Origin of the sequence: Flectobacillus rivi (assembly GCF_030056655.1) — a bacterium.
Lineage (GTDB): Bacteria > Bacteroidota > Bacteroidia > Cytophagales > Spirosomataceae > Flectobacillus > Flectobacillus rivi.
In genome coordinates this window covers 277,938-296,256 of the sequence record NZ_JASHIE010000002.1, presented here as the reverse complement: position 1 = coordinate 296,256, position 18,319 = coordinate 277,938, and the positions used below count along the sequence as shown (strand labels likewise).

Below are 18,319 nucleotides of genomic sequence, written 5' to 3'. Positions count from 1 at the left end.
AAAAATTAATTGAGCTAATTTACAAGTATTTAGCTGACAATAAGGAGCATACTCAGGAAAAATGCCCTAGAGTTTATTAAATGGTAAATAGTAGTTTGAATCCTACAATTTTTTATATTTTTTGTACCATATTATCTTCCTAGATATTCTTGTTAAATCATGATAAAATACTAAAGAGCTGTGTTAATCTTTTGTTAATCACAAGGTACAGCCGAGATAATTATGTAAATTCGTTTTCAAAAAAACTTTATATCAGAATGAAGAGATGGATGATTTGCCTTCTATTTTTGGGCATGATGACAGCTAAACTGAACGCACAACATCGTATTGAGATTCAGGTAAAAGGCCTGAGAGATTCTACATTTTATTTGGTGAATGGCTTTGAAAAAAGCTATTTGGCTTTGGATACTGCCAAAGCGGATGGTGATGGAAAAATCCTATTTCAAGGTAAAAAAGATTTACCCTTGGGTTTTTATGTGTTGGTACAAGGGAATCAGCGGATTTTTGATTTATTGATCACTAATCAGAATTTTAGCATCAATACCGATAAGGCTGATTTATATGGTAAAATGGAAATTGTTGGTTCTGAAGAAGCTCGTCAATTTGCCGAATTTTTGAGAACAGTCAACGAAAAAGGGGCTAAAATTCAAAATGCTCCTGCCAACGAACGCCCCAAACTCATAGCCGATATTGACGCTTACAAGAAAGCTTTTGTCCAGAAGTATGGAAAAGAATCTTTGGCTGCCAATATTGTTCGTATCAATACCGAAATTGTTGCTCCTCCATATCCTGCCAAACCTACTACCGAGGATACAATCAGACACAATGAATATTTATTAAAACATTATTTTGATAATGTTGCCCTTGAGGACGAACGTATGATGCGAACGCCATTTCTTGGACCTGTCTTAGAAAATTACCTCAAAACAGTAGAAGGTCCTTATTCTCCAGATACCTTAATTCAGATTTCTGATAGGTTACTTGACCGCACGCCACCCAAATCTGACCAAAGAAAGTACGTGTTTAGTAAAATCGCACAGAAATTTCTTTCGACAGATTACCTTGGAAAAGAGGTAGTGTACACCCACGTAGCTGAGAAATATATGATCAAAAATGTGGCGTTATGGGATTCTGCCACAGTGGTTCGCAATTTTGAGTACGTGTATCGTATGAAAAAGGTTTTGATTGGTAATACGCTCAAGGATTTACCCATGAGCGATACCCTCGGTAAACCTGTGAGTCTTTATCAAACAAAATCGAAATATATCTTGGTCATGATTTATGACCCTAATTGTCATCACTGTCAAGAAACAACCAAAAAGTTGGTAGAAGACTATCCCAAATTACAAGCAAAAGGCGTAAAGGTTTTTATGGCTTGCGGGGTACGTGGACAAGAAAAAGATAAAAAGGATTGGAAGAAATTTATCAAAGATTTTAAAGCTCAGAAGTTTATTCATGGATACGACAATACTTCGAGTATTGACTTTACCAATGATTACAACACCCAGACCTATCCAAATGTATTTTTGCTAGATGCAAATTATAAAATACTCGCTAACAAAAAATTAGATACAGAGCAGTATTTGAATTTGATTAATGCGGAAGAGAAGAAGAGAAAAAAATAGGCGCAAAGGCATAAAGTAATAAAGGCACAGAGGGAGTAATTTATATATTTTTCCTTTCCTCCATATTTTAAATTAATTAATGCTTGAAGAGAAGATAGGCACAAAGGCATAAAGTAGCAAAGGCACAGAGGGAGTAATTTATATATTTTTCCTTCCCTGCATATTTTAAATTAATTAATGCTTGAAGAGAAGATAGGCACAAAGGCATAAAGTAGCAAAGGCACAGAGGGAATAATTTACATATTTCTCCTTACCTCCATATTTTAAATTAATTAATGCTTGAAGAGAAGATAGGCACAAAGGCATAAAGTAGCAAAGGCACAGAGGGAATAATTTACATATTTCTCCTTACCTCCATATTTTAAATTAATTAATGCTTGAAGAGAAGATAGGCACAAAGGCATAAAGTAACAAAGGCACAGAGGGAGTAATTTATATATTTTTCCTTACCTCCATATTTTAAATTAATTAATGTGGAAGAAAAAATAGCACAAAGGCATAAAGTAACAAAGGCACAGAGGGGGTAATTTATATATTTTTCCTTCCCTGCATATTTGAAATTAATTAATGCTGAAGAGAAGATAGGCACAAAGGCATAAAGTAGCAAAGGCACAAAGGGAGTAATTTATTTTTCCCTCTGTGCCTTTGCTACTTTGTGCCTTTGCCACTCTGTATCTTTGCTACTATGCGCCTTATCCCTACCTCTTATTCTTCCCTACAAAAACAATTTTCCCTCCATTTTTTACTTCAAAGTTAAGATAATGCTCATTGCCTGGGACTAAGTCTAGCCATGGGAGGGCGTTGATGTATTTGTCATTGGCAAAAATTACAGTTCCGTTGCACGTAATTTCTGTATAAATATCTGCTAAAATCGGAATTGAAATGACCCCTTGCATCCCTATTGGCACCTCTGCGCTCAAAGTAAATTGCTGAGGGGTATTTTGAATATTGACTTTTATCAAACCCGCTGGACAGGGGGCTTGTGCTTTTATCGAAGTCAAAATGCCTATTTGAGGCTGTATTTTATAAGTTTTAAATCCATTTGCCAAAGGACTAATCCCTGCCACATATTGTGAAAGAAGCGTAGCTGGTCCGCCAGTCCAACCATGATTGTACGTGCCACCGCCGTAAGTAGCGCTGTTGAGCTCCCAGCCTTCCCACAAGGTGCTAATAGGGCTATTGACCATAGATTTATAGCGCGTCTTCATGCGAGCAATAGCTTTTTTATCTTCTCCGATAAGAAACAAAGCTTCCAAAATATATTTCTCCATGTAGGGGCTAGCATGTAACTCCTGACTTAAAAATAGACTAATAGAACCATATTGTTCTGGGCTACTCAATCCTGCCACTACGGCCAAGCCATTGCCTCTATCATCAGTAATACCTTTGTAGTTGGGGCTTCTATAGAAATTACCACGCCAATAGGTATCGTTAAAAGCATCTTTCATTTCTTGCATTTGGTAGGAATAGGCTGCTACATCTTCCTCCAAACCAAGTAAATGTGCCATTTTGCATAATCCTTTCATGGCCAAATAATACCACGCATTGTCCAATAGCTCCACATCTATATTTTGTCCCCAGTCATGCCACATCCAACCACCAGGACGATGTTTTACCAAATGATGCTCATCTATTTTCCAAAGTGCAAGATATTTTTTGATGGCAGGGTATACCTCAGCAATGAGTGCCGAGTCGCCTGTATAGCGATAATAGTTCCAAAAACCATATTCACCAATACTAGCCAACATTTGGGCAGGAAGTTCTCTATCCCAATTACCTGCTGGAATTGGCGAAAAAAGCGTTCCATCAGGTTTTTGCCAAGCTACTAATTCACGAATGGCTTTTTGTAAAGATTGATGCCCTGCTTGATTCCAGTAGTAAAACATTTCTCCTTCATTGATTACTACATCGCCCCACCACTGTGCACGCTCACGGTCAGGACAGTCAGATATGACATCACGCACATTGAGGTTGAGTGTAGTCAGCGCTTTTTCCTTCAGTTTATTCAAAAAAGCATCATTGCAAGTGAAATCTCCTTGTATTTCATAGTTATAACGAGTCGCTCTGTACTGAACTGCTAATATTTTAATTCCTTTTGGGAAAAAGTATTTGACTGTATGACCATTAAAATAGGCGGGACTTTCAAACTCCTGCACACCATTTTTGGTAATATACTCAGTTCGAATATTGGGTTCGCTACCGCCATAATAGTTGTCGGTACGAATATCTATTTTTTGCCCAGCTTTTGCTTCAATTTTAAAATAAGGAGTAATTGCTAAATTTTGAGGTAATTGTAATAACAAGGTATCACCTACACTAACGAGTGGGAGCGGAGGGGTATTGGTATAGTTTTGTAAATTACTGTAATGCCATTGAGGAATAGGACGTTCTAGAAGTTGATTCCATGGCGCGTCACCTGCTGCTCCTAATTCAGTAGCCGATTCCCAGCGTGAATCATCAAATTTGGGTTCGTACCAACCCTCGATATCTTCTTGAGCATTGAAATGGATGTTAGATTCCGCTAGGCGATAATTGGGAAATGGCGCTTGTGTTTCGCCAAAGGCAGGATGAACTTTACAAAGCCAAGAAGCATTGCTAACCCAATTGTTTCCGCTTGGCGTAGGCAAATCAAAAAGGAGTCCTGCTTGTCCAGAACTGTTATGACTGAATCCTTTTTTACCAAAATACCAAACCAAAATACCAACAGTATTTTCTCCAACTTTCAAATATGGGGCTAAATCAACATTGTCATAATAGGTATCTTGTGGATTAGGACCACGTTTGAGCCCTCCTTCACGCACCACCAACTGTCCATTTACCCACAACCAATATTTGGAGTCGACAGCGATTTTGGTAATGGCAGTTGCCATGGCTTTTTTGAGCGTAATTTTTTTACGAAAGCAAATCCATTGATTTGCTTTTTGAGGTTCGGTCACACTAATCCATCGAGCTTCACGATGAAACTGAGCATACGATGAAACTGAGTAAATTATGGCAGCAAGAAAACAAAGACTTTTGTATAATATTGACCTCATGCTATAGTGGGGAATAAACATTCGATAAATATAAATAAATCTTTGGATAGATTGGATTTGAAATACAGATTTCAGCTAGTCTAGTCCTCTTAATTTGCCTAATCATTGCCTCTACAAGCGTTATATCTTTATAATTTTATGTTCCACCGTTTGTTGATCTACCTGAAGTTTGAGAATATAAATACCTGCTGGCCAACTACTACTATCTACAAATGTTATAGCATTGGCGATACTTCCTTGCGAAATGGGATTTCCAAGCATGTTGAAAACTTGATACGAATAGTTTTTTTGAGCAGAAAAGTCCGATAATGCTATTTTTAACTGGTCATTGATAGGGTTAGGAAAAGCCAGCGATATGCCTTCGAATAATGGGATTTGAGCTTTCAAATACGCAATAGTAAAATTAGGAATACCATAACCAATGGTATTGTTTGGTGCGCTATAGTCACTAGCTGATTCTTTCAATAATTGGATGATTTCCTGTGCTTTTTTATTGGGTAAAGCTTGCCACAAACCTGCTACCATACCACAAAGGATAGGAGAGGAAAATGACGTTCCACTCGATACTGTAGCGTTTCCAGCGGTGTTTAAGACGGCAACACTTTGTCCCATTGCCGATAAGTCGGGCTTAATTCTACCATCAGCGCTTGGACCACGCGAGCTAAATGATGCAACATTACGCGTACTTGAAACGGCTCCAACCGCAATAATCGAGTCGGCATCGGCTGGGGTAGAGATATACTTCCACGCATCGGCGCCCTCATTACCTGCACTAATGGTACAAATGATACCTCTTTGCGCTGCCCACTTGGCTGCTCTAGCCGCAATTGTAGTTTTACCATTCATATCCTGATAGGTATGACTGGTATTAGAGTCTTCAAACACCGTATATCCTAAAGAGGAATTGATCAAATCTACCCCTAAACTATCGGCACGTTCGGCGGCAATAAGCCAATTGACTTCTTCTAAAATCGACTCACTCTCATCGTCTTCAGTTCTGAATAGCGCATAAGATGCTTGTGGTGCTGTGCCAATCATTCTGCCTGTTTGAAGCGATGCCATACAGGATAGTACGTTGGTGCCATGAGAGTGATAGTTGTACACAAACGTATTATTTTCAACAAAATCATACGTTTGAACCACCCTGTTATTGTTGAATAAATGACTAAAGGCAGGAATGGTATTTGCGCCAGTAAAACCCGCATCAAATACTGCAATGAGCATATTTTGTCCTTGAAAACCTTGATTGTGCATGGCATCGACACCAAGCATAAGGTTTTGAGTTTCGGATAAGCCGTAACCTGTTGGGGCTGGGCTATCCTCCATCGCAAATTTAGATACCCTTCGTGCTGCTGAAAGGATACTTGCATAGTTTCTTAGAGGTTCTGTCCCTTCCAAACCTTTTACAAAACTCAACGACAATACTTTTGAAAGTTGTTCAGCCGTTGCCTCGATTACGACGCCATTCATCCAACGGGAGGTGTACCATACCTTTGCTCCAGTTTGCTTGATTTGATTGATATAGGTAAGATTTACAGGTAAATCTTGCGTATTGATAGCAATATTTTGTTTTGCTCGTCGAGCAATTGCTCTTGCCGATAAAAATTGATTAGGCTGAGATATTTGATAGGTTGAGTTATTTTTATCTTTTAGTAAAACCAAATATTTAAGTGCGCCTTGTCCAAAACTTGAAAGACTAAATAAGAGGAGAAAAAGTGGGAGAAAAAGTTTATTCTTTGCCATAATCTATCAAATCATAAGTGATAACTGTTCCATAATTGATTTGCCCTTTACCTAAGCAATTACCTTCATAACAATAAGAAACATTTGATTCTTTTGAGAAAACAATGCCCCAATTGGGTGCCAAAATGACTTGTTTCTTTTGTAAACTTAAAGCACTTGAATCTTTAAACAACTCAACCTCTATCAGATTTGACATCGTTTTGTTGGCATAGATTGCTTGAGGTAAAAAACGAATAATTTGAGCTTGCTGAGCTTTTGCTTGGTTATACAATTGAAAGTTCCACTGGGTGCCAACTTCAATTGGATTGACCAAAATACATTGTGTTTGGTTGCTTTGAATTTCTATAATTTTGCTATTTTGTAAAACTACCAATTTCCTGCCAGTTTCAATCCAATTCGCATTTTCTTGATTTTTACGAAAGATAACAACTAATACACCCTCATGAGTAGGATGGTCGATCACGGTATGCTTTTCGAAAAAAAGAGATTCTGTCGGTTTGGAGTTGAGTGTGTAGGATAGTTGATGAACTGAAAAAACGCAAAACTGCCCTTTTTCTTGCATTAGGTAGTCTTTTGAAGATAAAATGATAGGCTGTAACTCTGTAGAATCCAAAGATGAACAGGCATAAAAAAGCGTTGCTAGAAAAAAATAAAAGCCACGAGTCCAATAACTATCTGATAGTTTTAGGCATTTGATAGGGTAGATTTTTTGCATAAAAAAAGTCTAGCATTGTTTAAAATGCTAGACCTGAATATAATTCATTTAAGCGCAAAAGTCAATGCTTATTTGCTTGCTGGCGACAACCATGCTTTTAATAAAGTAACTTGAGCCTCACTAGGAGAAGCTACTGGTTTAAGCAAGTTTTTCTCCGTAATTTCTGGAATAAATAATGGCGCCGAGAGTTTTACTTCTACTTTTTTGTCACCTTCTTTACGCATTACCACCATATTGATAGTATCATTTTCTTTAGCATTTTGCATAAAGTCAGTACGAGTATTACGGAAGTTCGCTAAATCCAACGATTTGCCATTTAGTGACACAAATTCGTCACCAGCTTTTAATCCTAATTTTTTACCGAAAGCATCAATGCCTTCATCTTCCAAGATATAAATAGCTTTTGACTCTTGGTTTAGACCTAAGCTATATACTGATACCCCAATAGATTTCTCACGAACCTTCGCTTCTTTTTGGAATTCAATTCCTACACTTTGGAAAATTTCTTCTAATGGTAAAGGTTGGTTTCCTTCTACATATTTTGCAAAAAACTGACGAAGTTCTGGGAATTTAGTAATCTCCGTGATTTTGTCGAACAACTCAGGGTCTTTAAATGATTTTTCTTTACCATAATATTTTGACAAATCACGCATCAAATTTTGCGTTCCGTAAGCTCCTTTCGAAAGCTGACGAAGTTTGATATCCAAGCACAACCCAATCAAAGCACCTTTTTCGTACACGTTTGGATATTGATCTTTGTATTTTTCCAAAACATCAGCACTCATTACTGTAAATGGTACTTTTTCATCGTAACGATCATACATACTGTTGATTTTGTTACGAACCATATTTAAGTATTGACCCAATGGAATCAAATCGTACATCACTTGCATGTGACCAGCTGCATACTCGGTCATACCTTCGTACATCCACAAATGTTTTGACATTTTTGGCTTGTTGAAGTCAAAGTCTCCAATTTCTTCAGAGTGAATGCTTAGAGGAGTTACAATATGAAAAAACTCATGCGCACAAACATCCTTAACTGTTTGAGATAATTCTTCAGCAGAAGCCTCTGGCAAATAGTAGAAAGACGAGTACGAATGTTCGAGTGCGCCATAGCTACCATTTTTCAAATTGTCTGACAAAATAATCAAGAAAGCGTATTTTTTGATGGGCAAAGTGCCTCCCAAATATTCTTTTTGAGCTTCTAACAAAGTTTTTACATTGGCTGCAATCTCAGCAGAACTTGCTTTTTTGTTGGGCGAATACACTGAAATCAAAATATCAGCACCACCTACTTTCAATACAGTGGTATCTGGTTTTGAATACATGATTGGCGCATCTACCAAATCATTGTAATTACCTGCCGAAAACAAATCACTGCTTGCATCGCTTTTGCTTGCAATCATAGACGTGGCACCATAAAAACCCTTTGGTTTCGAGAAATTGACGTTGTAGGTTACATTTTTCAAATTGTCGAAATAGCCAAAGAAACCGTGTGTGTTAACGGCAAACAAAGTATCCTTTTCAATATCTGTTCCCGCAGGTTCAAACACATATTCACCACTGATTTCTGGAGAATCCCAAGTGTCATCTACCAAATAAGTGATTTTGTAAAGACTTTTAGCTTTAGCAATCTTATAACTGTTTTTGTCAAGCTTTTCCACTTTGAGGGCTTTGCCAGCAGCGTCAAAAGCTTTGAAGTCTGTAATGTAACGACCAAAGTCATAGTTAGCGTAAGTCCCTGGAACAATCTTTGGAAGGTTATACGTGATTTCGTCCTTATTGATTTTTGGTGCAATTAATGATACTTCTAGTTTATCATTTTTGACGGTAGTTAAGTCAACAAAGAATTGATACGAAGCATTTTGGGTAACTTTTTGCGCAAAAGACCCAACACACATAACGAGTGCGCAGAGCGTCAAAATAGTTTTTTTCATTGAATAAAAAATTAAAGTTCTTGAAGCGAACAAAGGCTCAATTTGTTCCTACAACGGAATTTGTATGTGCATGTTGTATGAACTCAGAAAGTATTAGCCAAGGGCGCTTTGCTCAAATATACAAGATTCTGGGCGTTTATTGCTTTTTGGATACGATAGATTGTGTCAAAACGTCGTATTGTATGATGAGTGGAGGAGGGTTTTCTGAGGAAGTACTCAAGTATGAAGTTTTTACTACAAAAAAAAACTGCGCTAGTGTTTTGGACTTAAACACTAGCGCAGTGGGTATTTCTAGAAAATCTATCTCAATTAGTTTTGAACAAATTCGCCGTTTGCTTTCAATTCGATTTCGTCGCTAACTACTGCTGTAGGAGTTTTGCCACCAACACCAAAGTCAGAACGTTTGATAGTACCTACTACTTTGAAACCAGCTAATTTTTTCTTCTGACGGTTTTCGCCAAGACCATTCAACGTTACATCAAAAGTTACAGGTTTTGTTACACCGTGCATGGTCAAGTCGCCAGTTACTTTCAAGGTTTTTGCTCCTGATTTTTGAACAGAATTACTTTTGAATGTGATACTAGGGAAGTTAGCTACATCAAAGAAACCGTCGCCTTTGAGGTGACCATCTCTCATATCGTTATCTGTACTGATTGTATTTGCGTCGATAGTAAATTCAAATGTAGCATCAGAAAAATCATCTTTTGAAGATGTGATAGTAGCATCAAATTTTTTGAATGAACCGTCTACATCCGAAAGCATCATGTGTACAACACTAAAGCCAACTTTAGCGTGTGCTTTGTCTACTGACCATTTTTGAGCAAATGTGCTTAATGAAGCTACTAAAAGAAAAGAGAGGATAGTGATTTTTTTCATGGTAATAAAAGTTTTTGGGGTTAAAAAAAGTATAAAAAGAAAATAATTCGTACTTGAAAAAGATAATTAAACAGCTCGCAAGAGGGAATCTGCTCAATTGTGTCCAACTTAAAAAATTAAATTTAAGTGTTTCTAAAATTTAGCTATAAGCCTAGAATATCGGTATATACAGCGATATTTTTCTCATAGTTGACAAATAGGCTTAATAGATTATAGCGGCTAATGAATAACAAATGCTATACTATTTTAGAAAATCTTGAAAGATCAAATGGTTAAACGAAAAGGAGTTACAATTCTGGCTGAAAGCGTGATTAATAACTTTATAAATGAATCTTGAGAGTGAAACAGAATAGGATTAATGGGGTTTAGAGGAGGTATTTTATGTTATTTGAAGTCTTGTAATCAAACGCTATTAACTAAAAGTACTTCAATCGTTTGGTCGATGAAAATGATATGAGAAAGAAAAGGCTCGTCTCGAATAGGACGAGCCTTTCTAGATTATTATCCAAAAAACACAATTATATAGATTGTGTGCCCTAGATAAGAGGATTAGAAAACTCGTAGTTTGTCTTTCCTGGGGTTATATCATTACTTGAAGATTAGGCTTCAAGAATACAATCGGGTTTCATTTGTTCAAAGATGAAAGAATCTGAAAAAAGTCCAAAATGCTTTTATCTTTAAAGGATTTTTTCCTAGAGAACAAAGTCAGAATTAAATCGGTTGCAAATTTACTAATAAAGAGTAATATTACCGAATTATACTCAAAATTATCTTGGGCGATTGCCACTATTTCCGCCACTTGCAGGAGCAGCCTGTCCACCACCGCTATTATCGCCACCTCCGTCGCCTTTTACGTCGTCGTTACTAACCGACTTGGTTTTTTTAGGGCTAGAGAAGCTCATTTTGCCAATTTTATAACTGAATGTTAATTTAACGCTTGAGTTATATATTTTATTTTCACTCGTCTGCTTAAAAGTTTCTGAATTCAAATTCGTCGCCATAACAAAGCCATTCGTCATGAAATTTTCGGCTGCTATCCCAATACTTCCCTTCTGATTTGGTAAATCTTTTTTGATACCCAATGAGTACATTCTAAATCCACTCTGCGAACCTTGAAGTTGTATCTGTGGTCCACGGAAAAATCCAAATCCTTGAATGCCCCATCCGTTTGTCAACGATAACGATGTCATGATACGTCCACTTACAACAAATCCTGAGTTGCTAGTTGTATAAGAGGTTCCGCTTAAGCTCTGCGCCTGACCTTCGAGGTAGGTATGCAATAAGTCAACACCGCCATTTAAACTCCACTTTGGTGTGATAAAAATATTGGCAAATACATTGGCACCATAGTTTTGTTGTTTACCAATATTTTGAAATGTCGTAATCAAAGCTCCCGACAAAGTATCTGACAATACTCTGATTTGTGAAATCGAATTATTGGTTTGACGCGCAAATAATGAGGCATTGATATACGTCTTATTAATGTTGGTACTTGCTCCTAATTCAAAGTTATCAGTCAATTCAGGACTTAAGTTGGGGTTACCAATTCTAATATCTTGTGGGTTGGCTGCATTAAAGTTCGGGTTTAACTGCTGTAAACCTGGGCGCTGAATACGACGATTGTATGCAGCTTTTAACGTAGTACCAGCAAAGGTTTTTGAAACATTGATACTTGGTACTAAGTTGCTATAATCTGGTATCGAAATGGTACTCTTTGCATCATTTGCGGTGATACTTGTGTATTCGTAACGGCTACCTACTTTGAAAGTATACTTGTTGTCTGTCGTATAGGTATAAGACAAATAACCTGCTGCTACATTTTGTTGATAGTTCAACAAACCTGCTGGACGAGTCGCATCGTTATAATATATAGAAGAGTTACCAGTGGCAGCTAAATACTCATAATTACTGTTTACTTGTCTAAAAATTCCTTTAACGCCGAATTCTAGTAATTGATTCTTAGTCAGTGGAGTAGTGTAGTCTGTCTGTACCGTAAACTCTTTATTGGTATTCAAGTTGATGTTTTTCTGACGAGAAAGAATATCGTTACCTGTTCCCAACAAATCCGAAGTAAAGTTGTTGGTCAAATTGTTCTGGCTATACTGCGTCGAAATCGACCATTCTTGTTGTGGCTTGAAGGTATGCAGGTAGTCAATGTTTAAGTCTACAGAGTTTGACAAGTCTTGAGAATTGATACCTCTCAATGCAGTACTTTTTAAGGCTTCATCGGCGAAAATAGAAGTTGCTTGTGTTTGGTCACGTTTGAAGTTTCTAACACCAAAACGAACACTTGCTGATAGAGATTGATTTTTGGCTAAATCATAATCAAAACCTAAGGTATATTGTCCAAACAAACCGTTGTCTTGTGCATCAGTGCTTTGTTTTGTCGTAATTGTAGAGCCTCCTTGTAAAGTAGATTGTGTCAAAGTACCTGAAGCAGGGTTATAAAATGCACGTCCAAAACCACTCAAACTCACGCCTAATTTTCCTTTGCGGTAGTTGCCATTCAAGCCTAAGTTGGACGAACGGTTACCTACACCAGAATCCACATTGAGTGTAAGGCCTTCTAATGTTGTTTTCTTGGTAATGATATTGATAATACCTCCCGAACCTTCAGCATCATATTTGGCAGATGGAGATGTAATTACTTCAACGGTTTTAATCATATCAGCAGGGATTTGCTTCAAGGCATCAGCCACACTGCTAGCCATAATTGTTGAAGGTTTGTTGTTAATCAAAACTCTGATATTTGAACTACCTCTCAACGATACGTTACCATCCAAATCCACAGTAAGCATAGGTACTTTTTTCAATACATCCGAAGCATCGCCACCTTTTGAGGTTAAATCTTTTTCAGCATTAAAAACCAAGCGGTCAACTTTTTCTTCGATGAGTGCTTTTTGACCTGTTACTGTTACTTCCTGAAGCATTTTCATTTGAGGTGTCAATTTGATAACGCCCAAATCTAGGTCATCACCTTTTTTGATTTTGATACCATCAATGGTTTTATTGATAAAGCCAACAAATGAAATTTGAATTTTGTAATCACCCGCAGCCAAACCTTTCATCGTAAATTTACCTTTATCGTCGGCAACGGCTCCATCTACAATTTTATTAGTAGCTTTATTAAAAAGAGCAATGTTGGCAAATTCAACAGCTTGTGTTGCTGCTGAGTCAATCACATAGCCTGTGATTTTGGCATTGCCTTTGGGTGCAGGATTTGCCACAGCATTATTTTCAGTAGCAATACGCTGGCGACCTTGCCCATCAGAGCCTGGTCCTGGAAATTGCGCTTGTGCCAATTGGATGGTGATGACAAACGCTAGGAAAGTGAATAATGATTTCATATTTTGAGAGATTAAAAATCTGCGTGCCTTTGTGTTTTTTGATGGAACAAAACAAATACAAAAAATCGGACTAATTTTTTGTATTATACCTTTCCGACAATAGACTCGACAACTCGGTGTATTCCTCGATTTTACCGAATGATGGAAAAAATAAGGGGGATTGTCTGACACAAAAGTCAAATTGTAGAATAATAGGGCTTGTTTAAGGAGATTATATGCTGAATCTTTTAACTTTCTGTCGAGATTTGAAAATAAAGGTAAAACAGACTCGCAGAAGAAGAGAGCAAATGAAGTTTTTTTCTAGCCTTTATAGTTCAAATGAATTGACGAGGTACCAAAACTATACTTTATTATAATGAATCCACAGAAAAAACAACGAATACTATATATACACATCGCATTTTGGTGCGTGTATTTTTCCTTTTTTTATTATCAGTTCACTTATCCTAAGCACGGACAAGAACCTGATTTATTAAAAGCATTTTTAGATGCAGGCTTTCAGGCAGTTTGTATTGCTGTGATTGCGTATTTCAATTATTTCGTGTTGTTACCCAAATTTTTGGCTAGCAAAGATTTATCCTCTTATCTGCTTAGTATTATACTTCCTTTGTTTGTGAGTGTCGAAATATTGGTTCATGGCAAGCGATGGATCGTAGATGGGTACGCCCATGAAGCATGGTTTTTATATACTGATAGATTTTGGGTAAGCTCATCTCTTTCTACCTTGTTTATTGTGGCATTTATCAGTATGTTAAAATTTGTAGAAGATTGGTTTGAGTTAGAGGCAAAAAAGAAAGAGGTTGAAAATGAGGGTCTTATGGCAGAGCTTCGTTTTTTGAAAGCACAGATTAACCCTCACTTTTTGTTCAATACCCTCAATAATCTGTATTACCTTGCTTTTACCAACTCACCCAATACAACCGAAGTAATTGCCAAACTTTCGCAAATGATGCGATATATGATTTATGACTCCAATCACCCGAAGGTGTCTTTATCAAAAGAAATCGAGTATATGCAAAACTATATTAGTTTGGAAGAACTTCGCTTAAATAACGACATACCGATTCGGTTGGAGGTGAAAGGCGAAACAACAGGCATTATGATTGTGCCACTGATTTTGATTACGTTTCTTGAAAATGCCTTTAAACATGGTGTAAGTAATAATGTGTCGGATTCGTTTGTATATGCAGTTCTTGAAATGAATCGTCAAAGCTGTACTTATATCGTAGAAAACCCTAAAATTCCCAAAAATACCAATAACGAAGAAAAATCAGGGATAGGTCTACAAAATGTAAGACGTCGTTTAGAACTAAGCTATCCCAATCAACATGAACTTATCATTGAGGATACCCCAACTCATTATCGTGTACATTTAACCCTCAATTTGGCATGAATATCACCTGCATGATTGTTGAAGATGAGCCATTGGCACGCAATCTTTTGACCGAATACGTAAAAAAAGTACCCTACTTAAACTTGTTAAAAGCATGCTCAAATCCTTTGGATGCGATTGAGTTTTTGAGAGAAAATACAGTAGATGTGCTATTTTTGGATGTGCAAATGCCCGAAATTACAGGTATTACTTTGCTCAAAATTCTACAAAAAAAACCATTGGTAATTCTGACAACCGCCTATTCTGAATATGCACTAGAAGGATATGAGCTCGATGTGATGGACTATCTACTCAAGCCTATTACTTTCGAGCGTTTTTTGAAAGCTGTCGAAAAAGCTAGTCAACGATTGGGTGGTAATGAGCATACGAATACCCAGATACCCACAACTGTCGAGCGAATTATTCATGAAAAAGTGCCTATCATGGATCATAGCCCAGCGTATATTTTTGTAAAAGATGGTACAAAATTGGTCAAAATAAGACTTAATGAAATCCTTTATGTAGAAGGCTTGAAGGATTATGTAACTATTTTTACCAAAACCCAAAAAGTGGTCACCTTACAACGTTTGAAGACTTTGGAGGAACAATTGCCTGAACAAAAATTTATTCGAATCCATAATTCATACATCGTGTCGTTGGATGCCATCGATGCTATTCACAAAGAAAAAGTCCTAATAGGGCAAACGTATTTACCTATTAGTGATACCTATCGTCGAGCTTTTAAGGAGTTTATCGACAAAAATCAGCTAGGCGAAATGTAATGGTTGAATTAGAGTATGTTTGAAAATTTTATTTGGTTCTCATCAGAAAAACGAAATTTCCCTTCGCCACACCTTACTTTTCTTGTCTTGACACAAGAAAAGTAACAAAAGAAAGTCAAGAAATCCTAAACTCGCCTATGGCTCAAACAATAGGATTTCAGAAAAATAAATATAAACTTATTTATTTTTAAGGACTTATAGAATGTAAACATGCTCTTAGAGGATTTGAAGATGAGTCATGTACTGTGACAATTTTTCAAATCTTTTTCATTCTCCAACCTGAAAATTACCTGATGTTACTGCTTCCTTCCAATATATTTTCAGGTCTATCCAGTCACATCTCCTCATTTGCTTGTACTTTTGTATTATGCAATTAGATGATAAAATTCAATCGCTGTTAAACAATTTAGAAATTGAACAGCTCAATCAAATCCAAGAGGATTCTTTCCGTAGTATTCAGAATCGCCCTGATACCCTGTTACTTGCGCCTACGGGTTCGGGTAAAACGCTTGCCTTTTTATTGCCAATTTTTACCAAATTAAAACCAGAGGAAAAACGAGTACAATGTTTGATTTTGGCGCCTTCGCGTGAGCTTGCCTTACAAATTGAACAAGTTTGGCGCAAAATGAGTACAGGTTTCAAAGTCAATATCTGTTATGGAGGTCATAACATGGCTGTCGAAATTCAGAACTTGAGCGAGCCTCCTGCCGTACTGATTGGTACGCCTGGGCGTATTGCTGACCATATTACCCGCAAAACTTTTGATTTGTCAGGTATTCAGACATTGGTTTTAGATGAATTTGATAAATCTTTGAGCTTGGGTTTTCATGACCAAATGGAGTTTATTTATGGGCATTTGCGTAAACTCAAAACAAGGGTATTGGTATCGGCAACATCCAAAATTAAGATTCCTGAGTTTACGAAAATTACGCAACCTTGGGTGCTGAATTTTACCAGAGAAGAAGATGAAAAGCCAGACTTAAAACTCTATAAAGTAATTTCTGAATCAAAAGATAAAATTGATCGTCTGTTCGAATTGATTTGTCATTTGGGTTCGGAGCCGAGTATTATTTTCTGTAATCACAGAGAAACTACCATGCGAACTTCCGATTTACTTTGGCAAATGGGTATCGAAAACGCTTATTTTCATGGAGGAATGGACCAGCTAGATAGAGAGAAAGCGCTGATTCGTTTCAGAAATGGCAGTGTGAAATTTTTAGTAGCCTCTGATTTGGCAGCTCGTGGCTTGGATATTCCTTTTGTAAAACACGTAATCCATTATCATTTGCCACTCAAAAATGAAGATTTTGTACATCGTAACGGACGTACCGCTCGTATGAATGCGGAAGGTTTTGCATATTTACTTTTACATAGAAATGAGCATCAACCAGAGTATTTGAACCAAAAAATAGAAGAATTTATTTTTCCTGAAAATACTACTCCACCTGCGTTTTCTGAATTTACTACCCTGTATATCAATGGAGGTAAAAAAGATAAATTGAGTAAAGGAGATGTGTTAGGCTTTTTGGCCAAAAAAGGTAATTTACAAAAAGAAGATATTGGAGTGATTGAACTCAAAGATTTTATGGCCTTTGTAGCTGTAAAGAAAAGTGTCGTAAAATCGCTCATCAATGCCATTCAAAATGAAAAGCTGAAAGGCAAAAAGTACAAATACGGTATCGAGTCTGAGCAGAAGTTTGCTTAAGGATAGGTTCAAAGTAACAAAGGCAGAGAGGCACAAAGTGATTTGTTTTAAACACTTTGTGCCTCTCTGCCTTTGTTACTGTTCACTTAATATTTTATCTCAACCCTTTCTGTGCTTTTTTGGGATCTACAACAGTTTGTGAAAAGCTTACTGCTGATGTACCAAACCAACCTATAGCTTTTTTGTTTGAGCTGCTGTTTACGTTGTTGACATTGGTTGGAATATTGGCAGAAGGTCTTGCAAATAGACCGCCGTTGTTTACTTCAAGTCTAGCTTGTGTCCAAAAGTCAAAATGTCCTTCAGTAATCGAACGAAGCTCAACTTTAATCGTGTCGCCTGCTAAGTAGAGTTGTGGAGAAATCGTCGAGCGTACAGGTAAGCTAAAGATTAATCCATCTGCGGCACCACTACTTTTCTGGATTGCAGCATCATAAGCAATAGCTACAGTATTGCTCATTTCGAGCATCTTTCCATTTTTATAAGCTATAATTCTGTAACAGTCGCCAATACCTGTAAAATCACGTGCATAAAATTGTGCGTCATATCCTTCCTTGGGATATCCTTTGTCATCGTCTCTTTGATTTAATCGAGCTTCGTCAAATTGATAGGCAATCGAATCGATTTTAGGCACTCTTTTGAGCGCTGAAACTGCTTGGTAGGTTTCACCATTTGCAGTGATTTTAAGCGTGTACGTTTTCCCAACCTGACCAATTTTAGGCTCTGAAGTGGTTGGAGTCCAAACATACTTGCCATCTCCTTTGAGATCTTTGAAGGTAAAAATCTTCCCATCGCTGTCAGTCACAGTAACCGTAGCTCCCAAAACAGGTTTGACAGTACCATTTGTAAAATAATCTTGAGATTGCGTAAGCGTAATGACTTGATTAGTAGATACATCGGTTACATTTCCGTCCACTACCAACATCGACGGAGCATTGGTAATACCTTGTAAATCAATGACATCTTCACAGCTTGTGAGGCTCAAAGTACCAAGTGCAATCAAAGTATTTAAAATATATTTTTTCATGATTTAAGTACAAGTTAAATTCTCTAAACATCATTAGGTATTAATGCGAAATAAAATGGCATTAATACGCATTAGGCAAACATTGTATTAGAAATACCTTCAGCTTACAGTATATATCCTAATGCCTATTGCGGGTAAAATTATTTCAATTTTGC

At 37.1% G+C, this 18,319-nt stretch carries 11 protein-coding genes; 4 read left to right on the top strand and 7 right to left on the bottom strand.

Annotation, left to right across the window (positions count from 1 at the left end; all coding sequences use genetic code 11):
* Positions 1–257 precede the first annotated feature (257 nt).
* Positions 258–1,625, top strand: a complete 1,368-nt coding sequence (locus tag QM481_RS03645) for a DUF4369 domain-containing protein (RefSeq protein WP_283380688.1) — start codon at positions 258–260, stop codon at positions 1,623–1,625.
* A gap of 698 nt (positions 1,626–2,323) precedes the next feature.
* Here QM481_RS03645 and QM481_RS03640 read toward each other — a convergent pair.
* From QM481_RS03640 to QM481_RS03615, 6 genes are all read right to left on the bottom strand, one after another.
* On the bottom strand, positions 2,324–4,660 hold the full coding sequence (locus tag QM481_RS03640) for an alpha-L-rhamnosidase-related protein (RefSeq protein WP_283380687.1): 2,337 nt from the start codon (positions 4,658–4,660) through the stop codon (positions 2,324–2,326).
* 120 nt (positions 4,661–4,780) lie between these two features.
* On the bottom strand, positions 4,781–6,403 hold the full coding sequence (locus tag QM481_RS03635) for a S8 family serine peptidase (protein ID WP_283380686.1): 1,623 nt from the start codon (positions 6,401–6,403) through the stop codon (positions 4,781–4,783).
* Positions 6,390–7,118: a hypothetical protein gene (locus QM481_RS03630; RefSeq protein ID WP_283380685.1), complete on the bottom strand. Its 729-nt coding sequence runs from the start codon at positions 7,116–7,118 to the stop codon at positions 6,390–6,392. The genes QM481_RS03635 and QM481_RS03630 overlap by 14 nt, the downstream gene beginning before the upstream one ends.
* 68 nt (positions 7,119–7,186) lie before the next feature.
* Positions 7,187–9,058, bottom strand: coding sequence for a M61 family metallopeptidase (locus QM481_RS03625; protein WP_166551370.1), 1,872 nt, complete (start codon positions 9,056–9,058; stop codon positions 7,187–7,189).
* 309 nt (positions 9,059–9,367) lie between these two features.
* A complete protein-coding gene (locus QM481_RS03620; protein ID WP_283380684.1) occupies positions 9,368–9,934 on the bottom strand; it encodes a YceI family protein in 567 nt (188 codons plus the stop codon).
* A gap of 767 nt (positions 9,935–10,701) precedes the next feature.
* Entirely contained in the window at positions 10,702–13,281 is a 2,580-nt protein-coding gene (locus QM481_RS03615) for a TonB-dependent receptor (protein WP_283380683.1), read from the bottom strand.
* 355 nt (positions 13,282–13,636) lie between these two features.
* On the opposite strand from QM481_RS03615, the gene QM481_RS03610 reads away from it, so the two are divergent.
* The 3 genes from QM481_RS03610 to QM481_RS03600 all read left to right on the top strand — a co-directional run bounded on the left by QM481_RS03610 (position 13,637) and on the right by QM481_RS03600 (position 17,140).
* The gene (locus tag QM481_RS03610) at positions 13,637–14,674 is read left to right on the top strand and encodes a sensor histidine kinase (protein WP_283370109.1); all 1,038 of its coding nucleotides are present in this window, start codon (positions 13,637–13,639) and stop codon (positions 14,672–14,674) included.
* Positions 14,671–15,435, top strand: coding sequence for a LytR/AlgR family response regulator transcription factor (locus tag QM481_RS03605; protein WP_283370110.1), 765 nt, complete (start codon positions 14,671–14,673; stop codon positions 15,433–15,435). The genes QM481_RS03610 and QM481_RS03605 overlap by 4 nt, the downstream gene beginning before the upstream one ends.
* Positions 15,436–15,802: 367 nt before the next feature.
* Entirely contained in the window at positions 15,803–17,140 is a 1,338-nt protein-coding gene (locus tag QM481_RS03600; RefSeq protein WP_283380682.1) for a DEAD/DEAH box helicase, read from the top strand.
* Between the two features lie 94 nt (positions 17,141–17,234).
* Here the strand turns inward: QM481_RS03600 and QM481_RS03595 are convergent, their stop codons facing one another.
* Entirely contained in the window at positions 17,235–18,164 is a 930-nt protein-coding gene (locus tag QM481_RS03595) for a DUF4249 domain-containing protein (RefSeq protein ID WP_283380681.1), read from the bottom strand.
* Between the last annotated feature and the right edge of the window lie 155 nt (positions 18,165–18,319).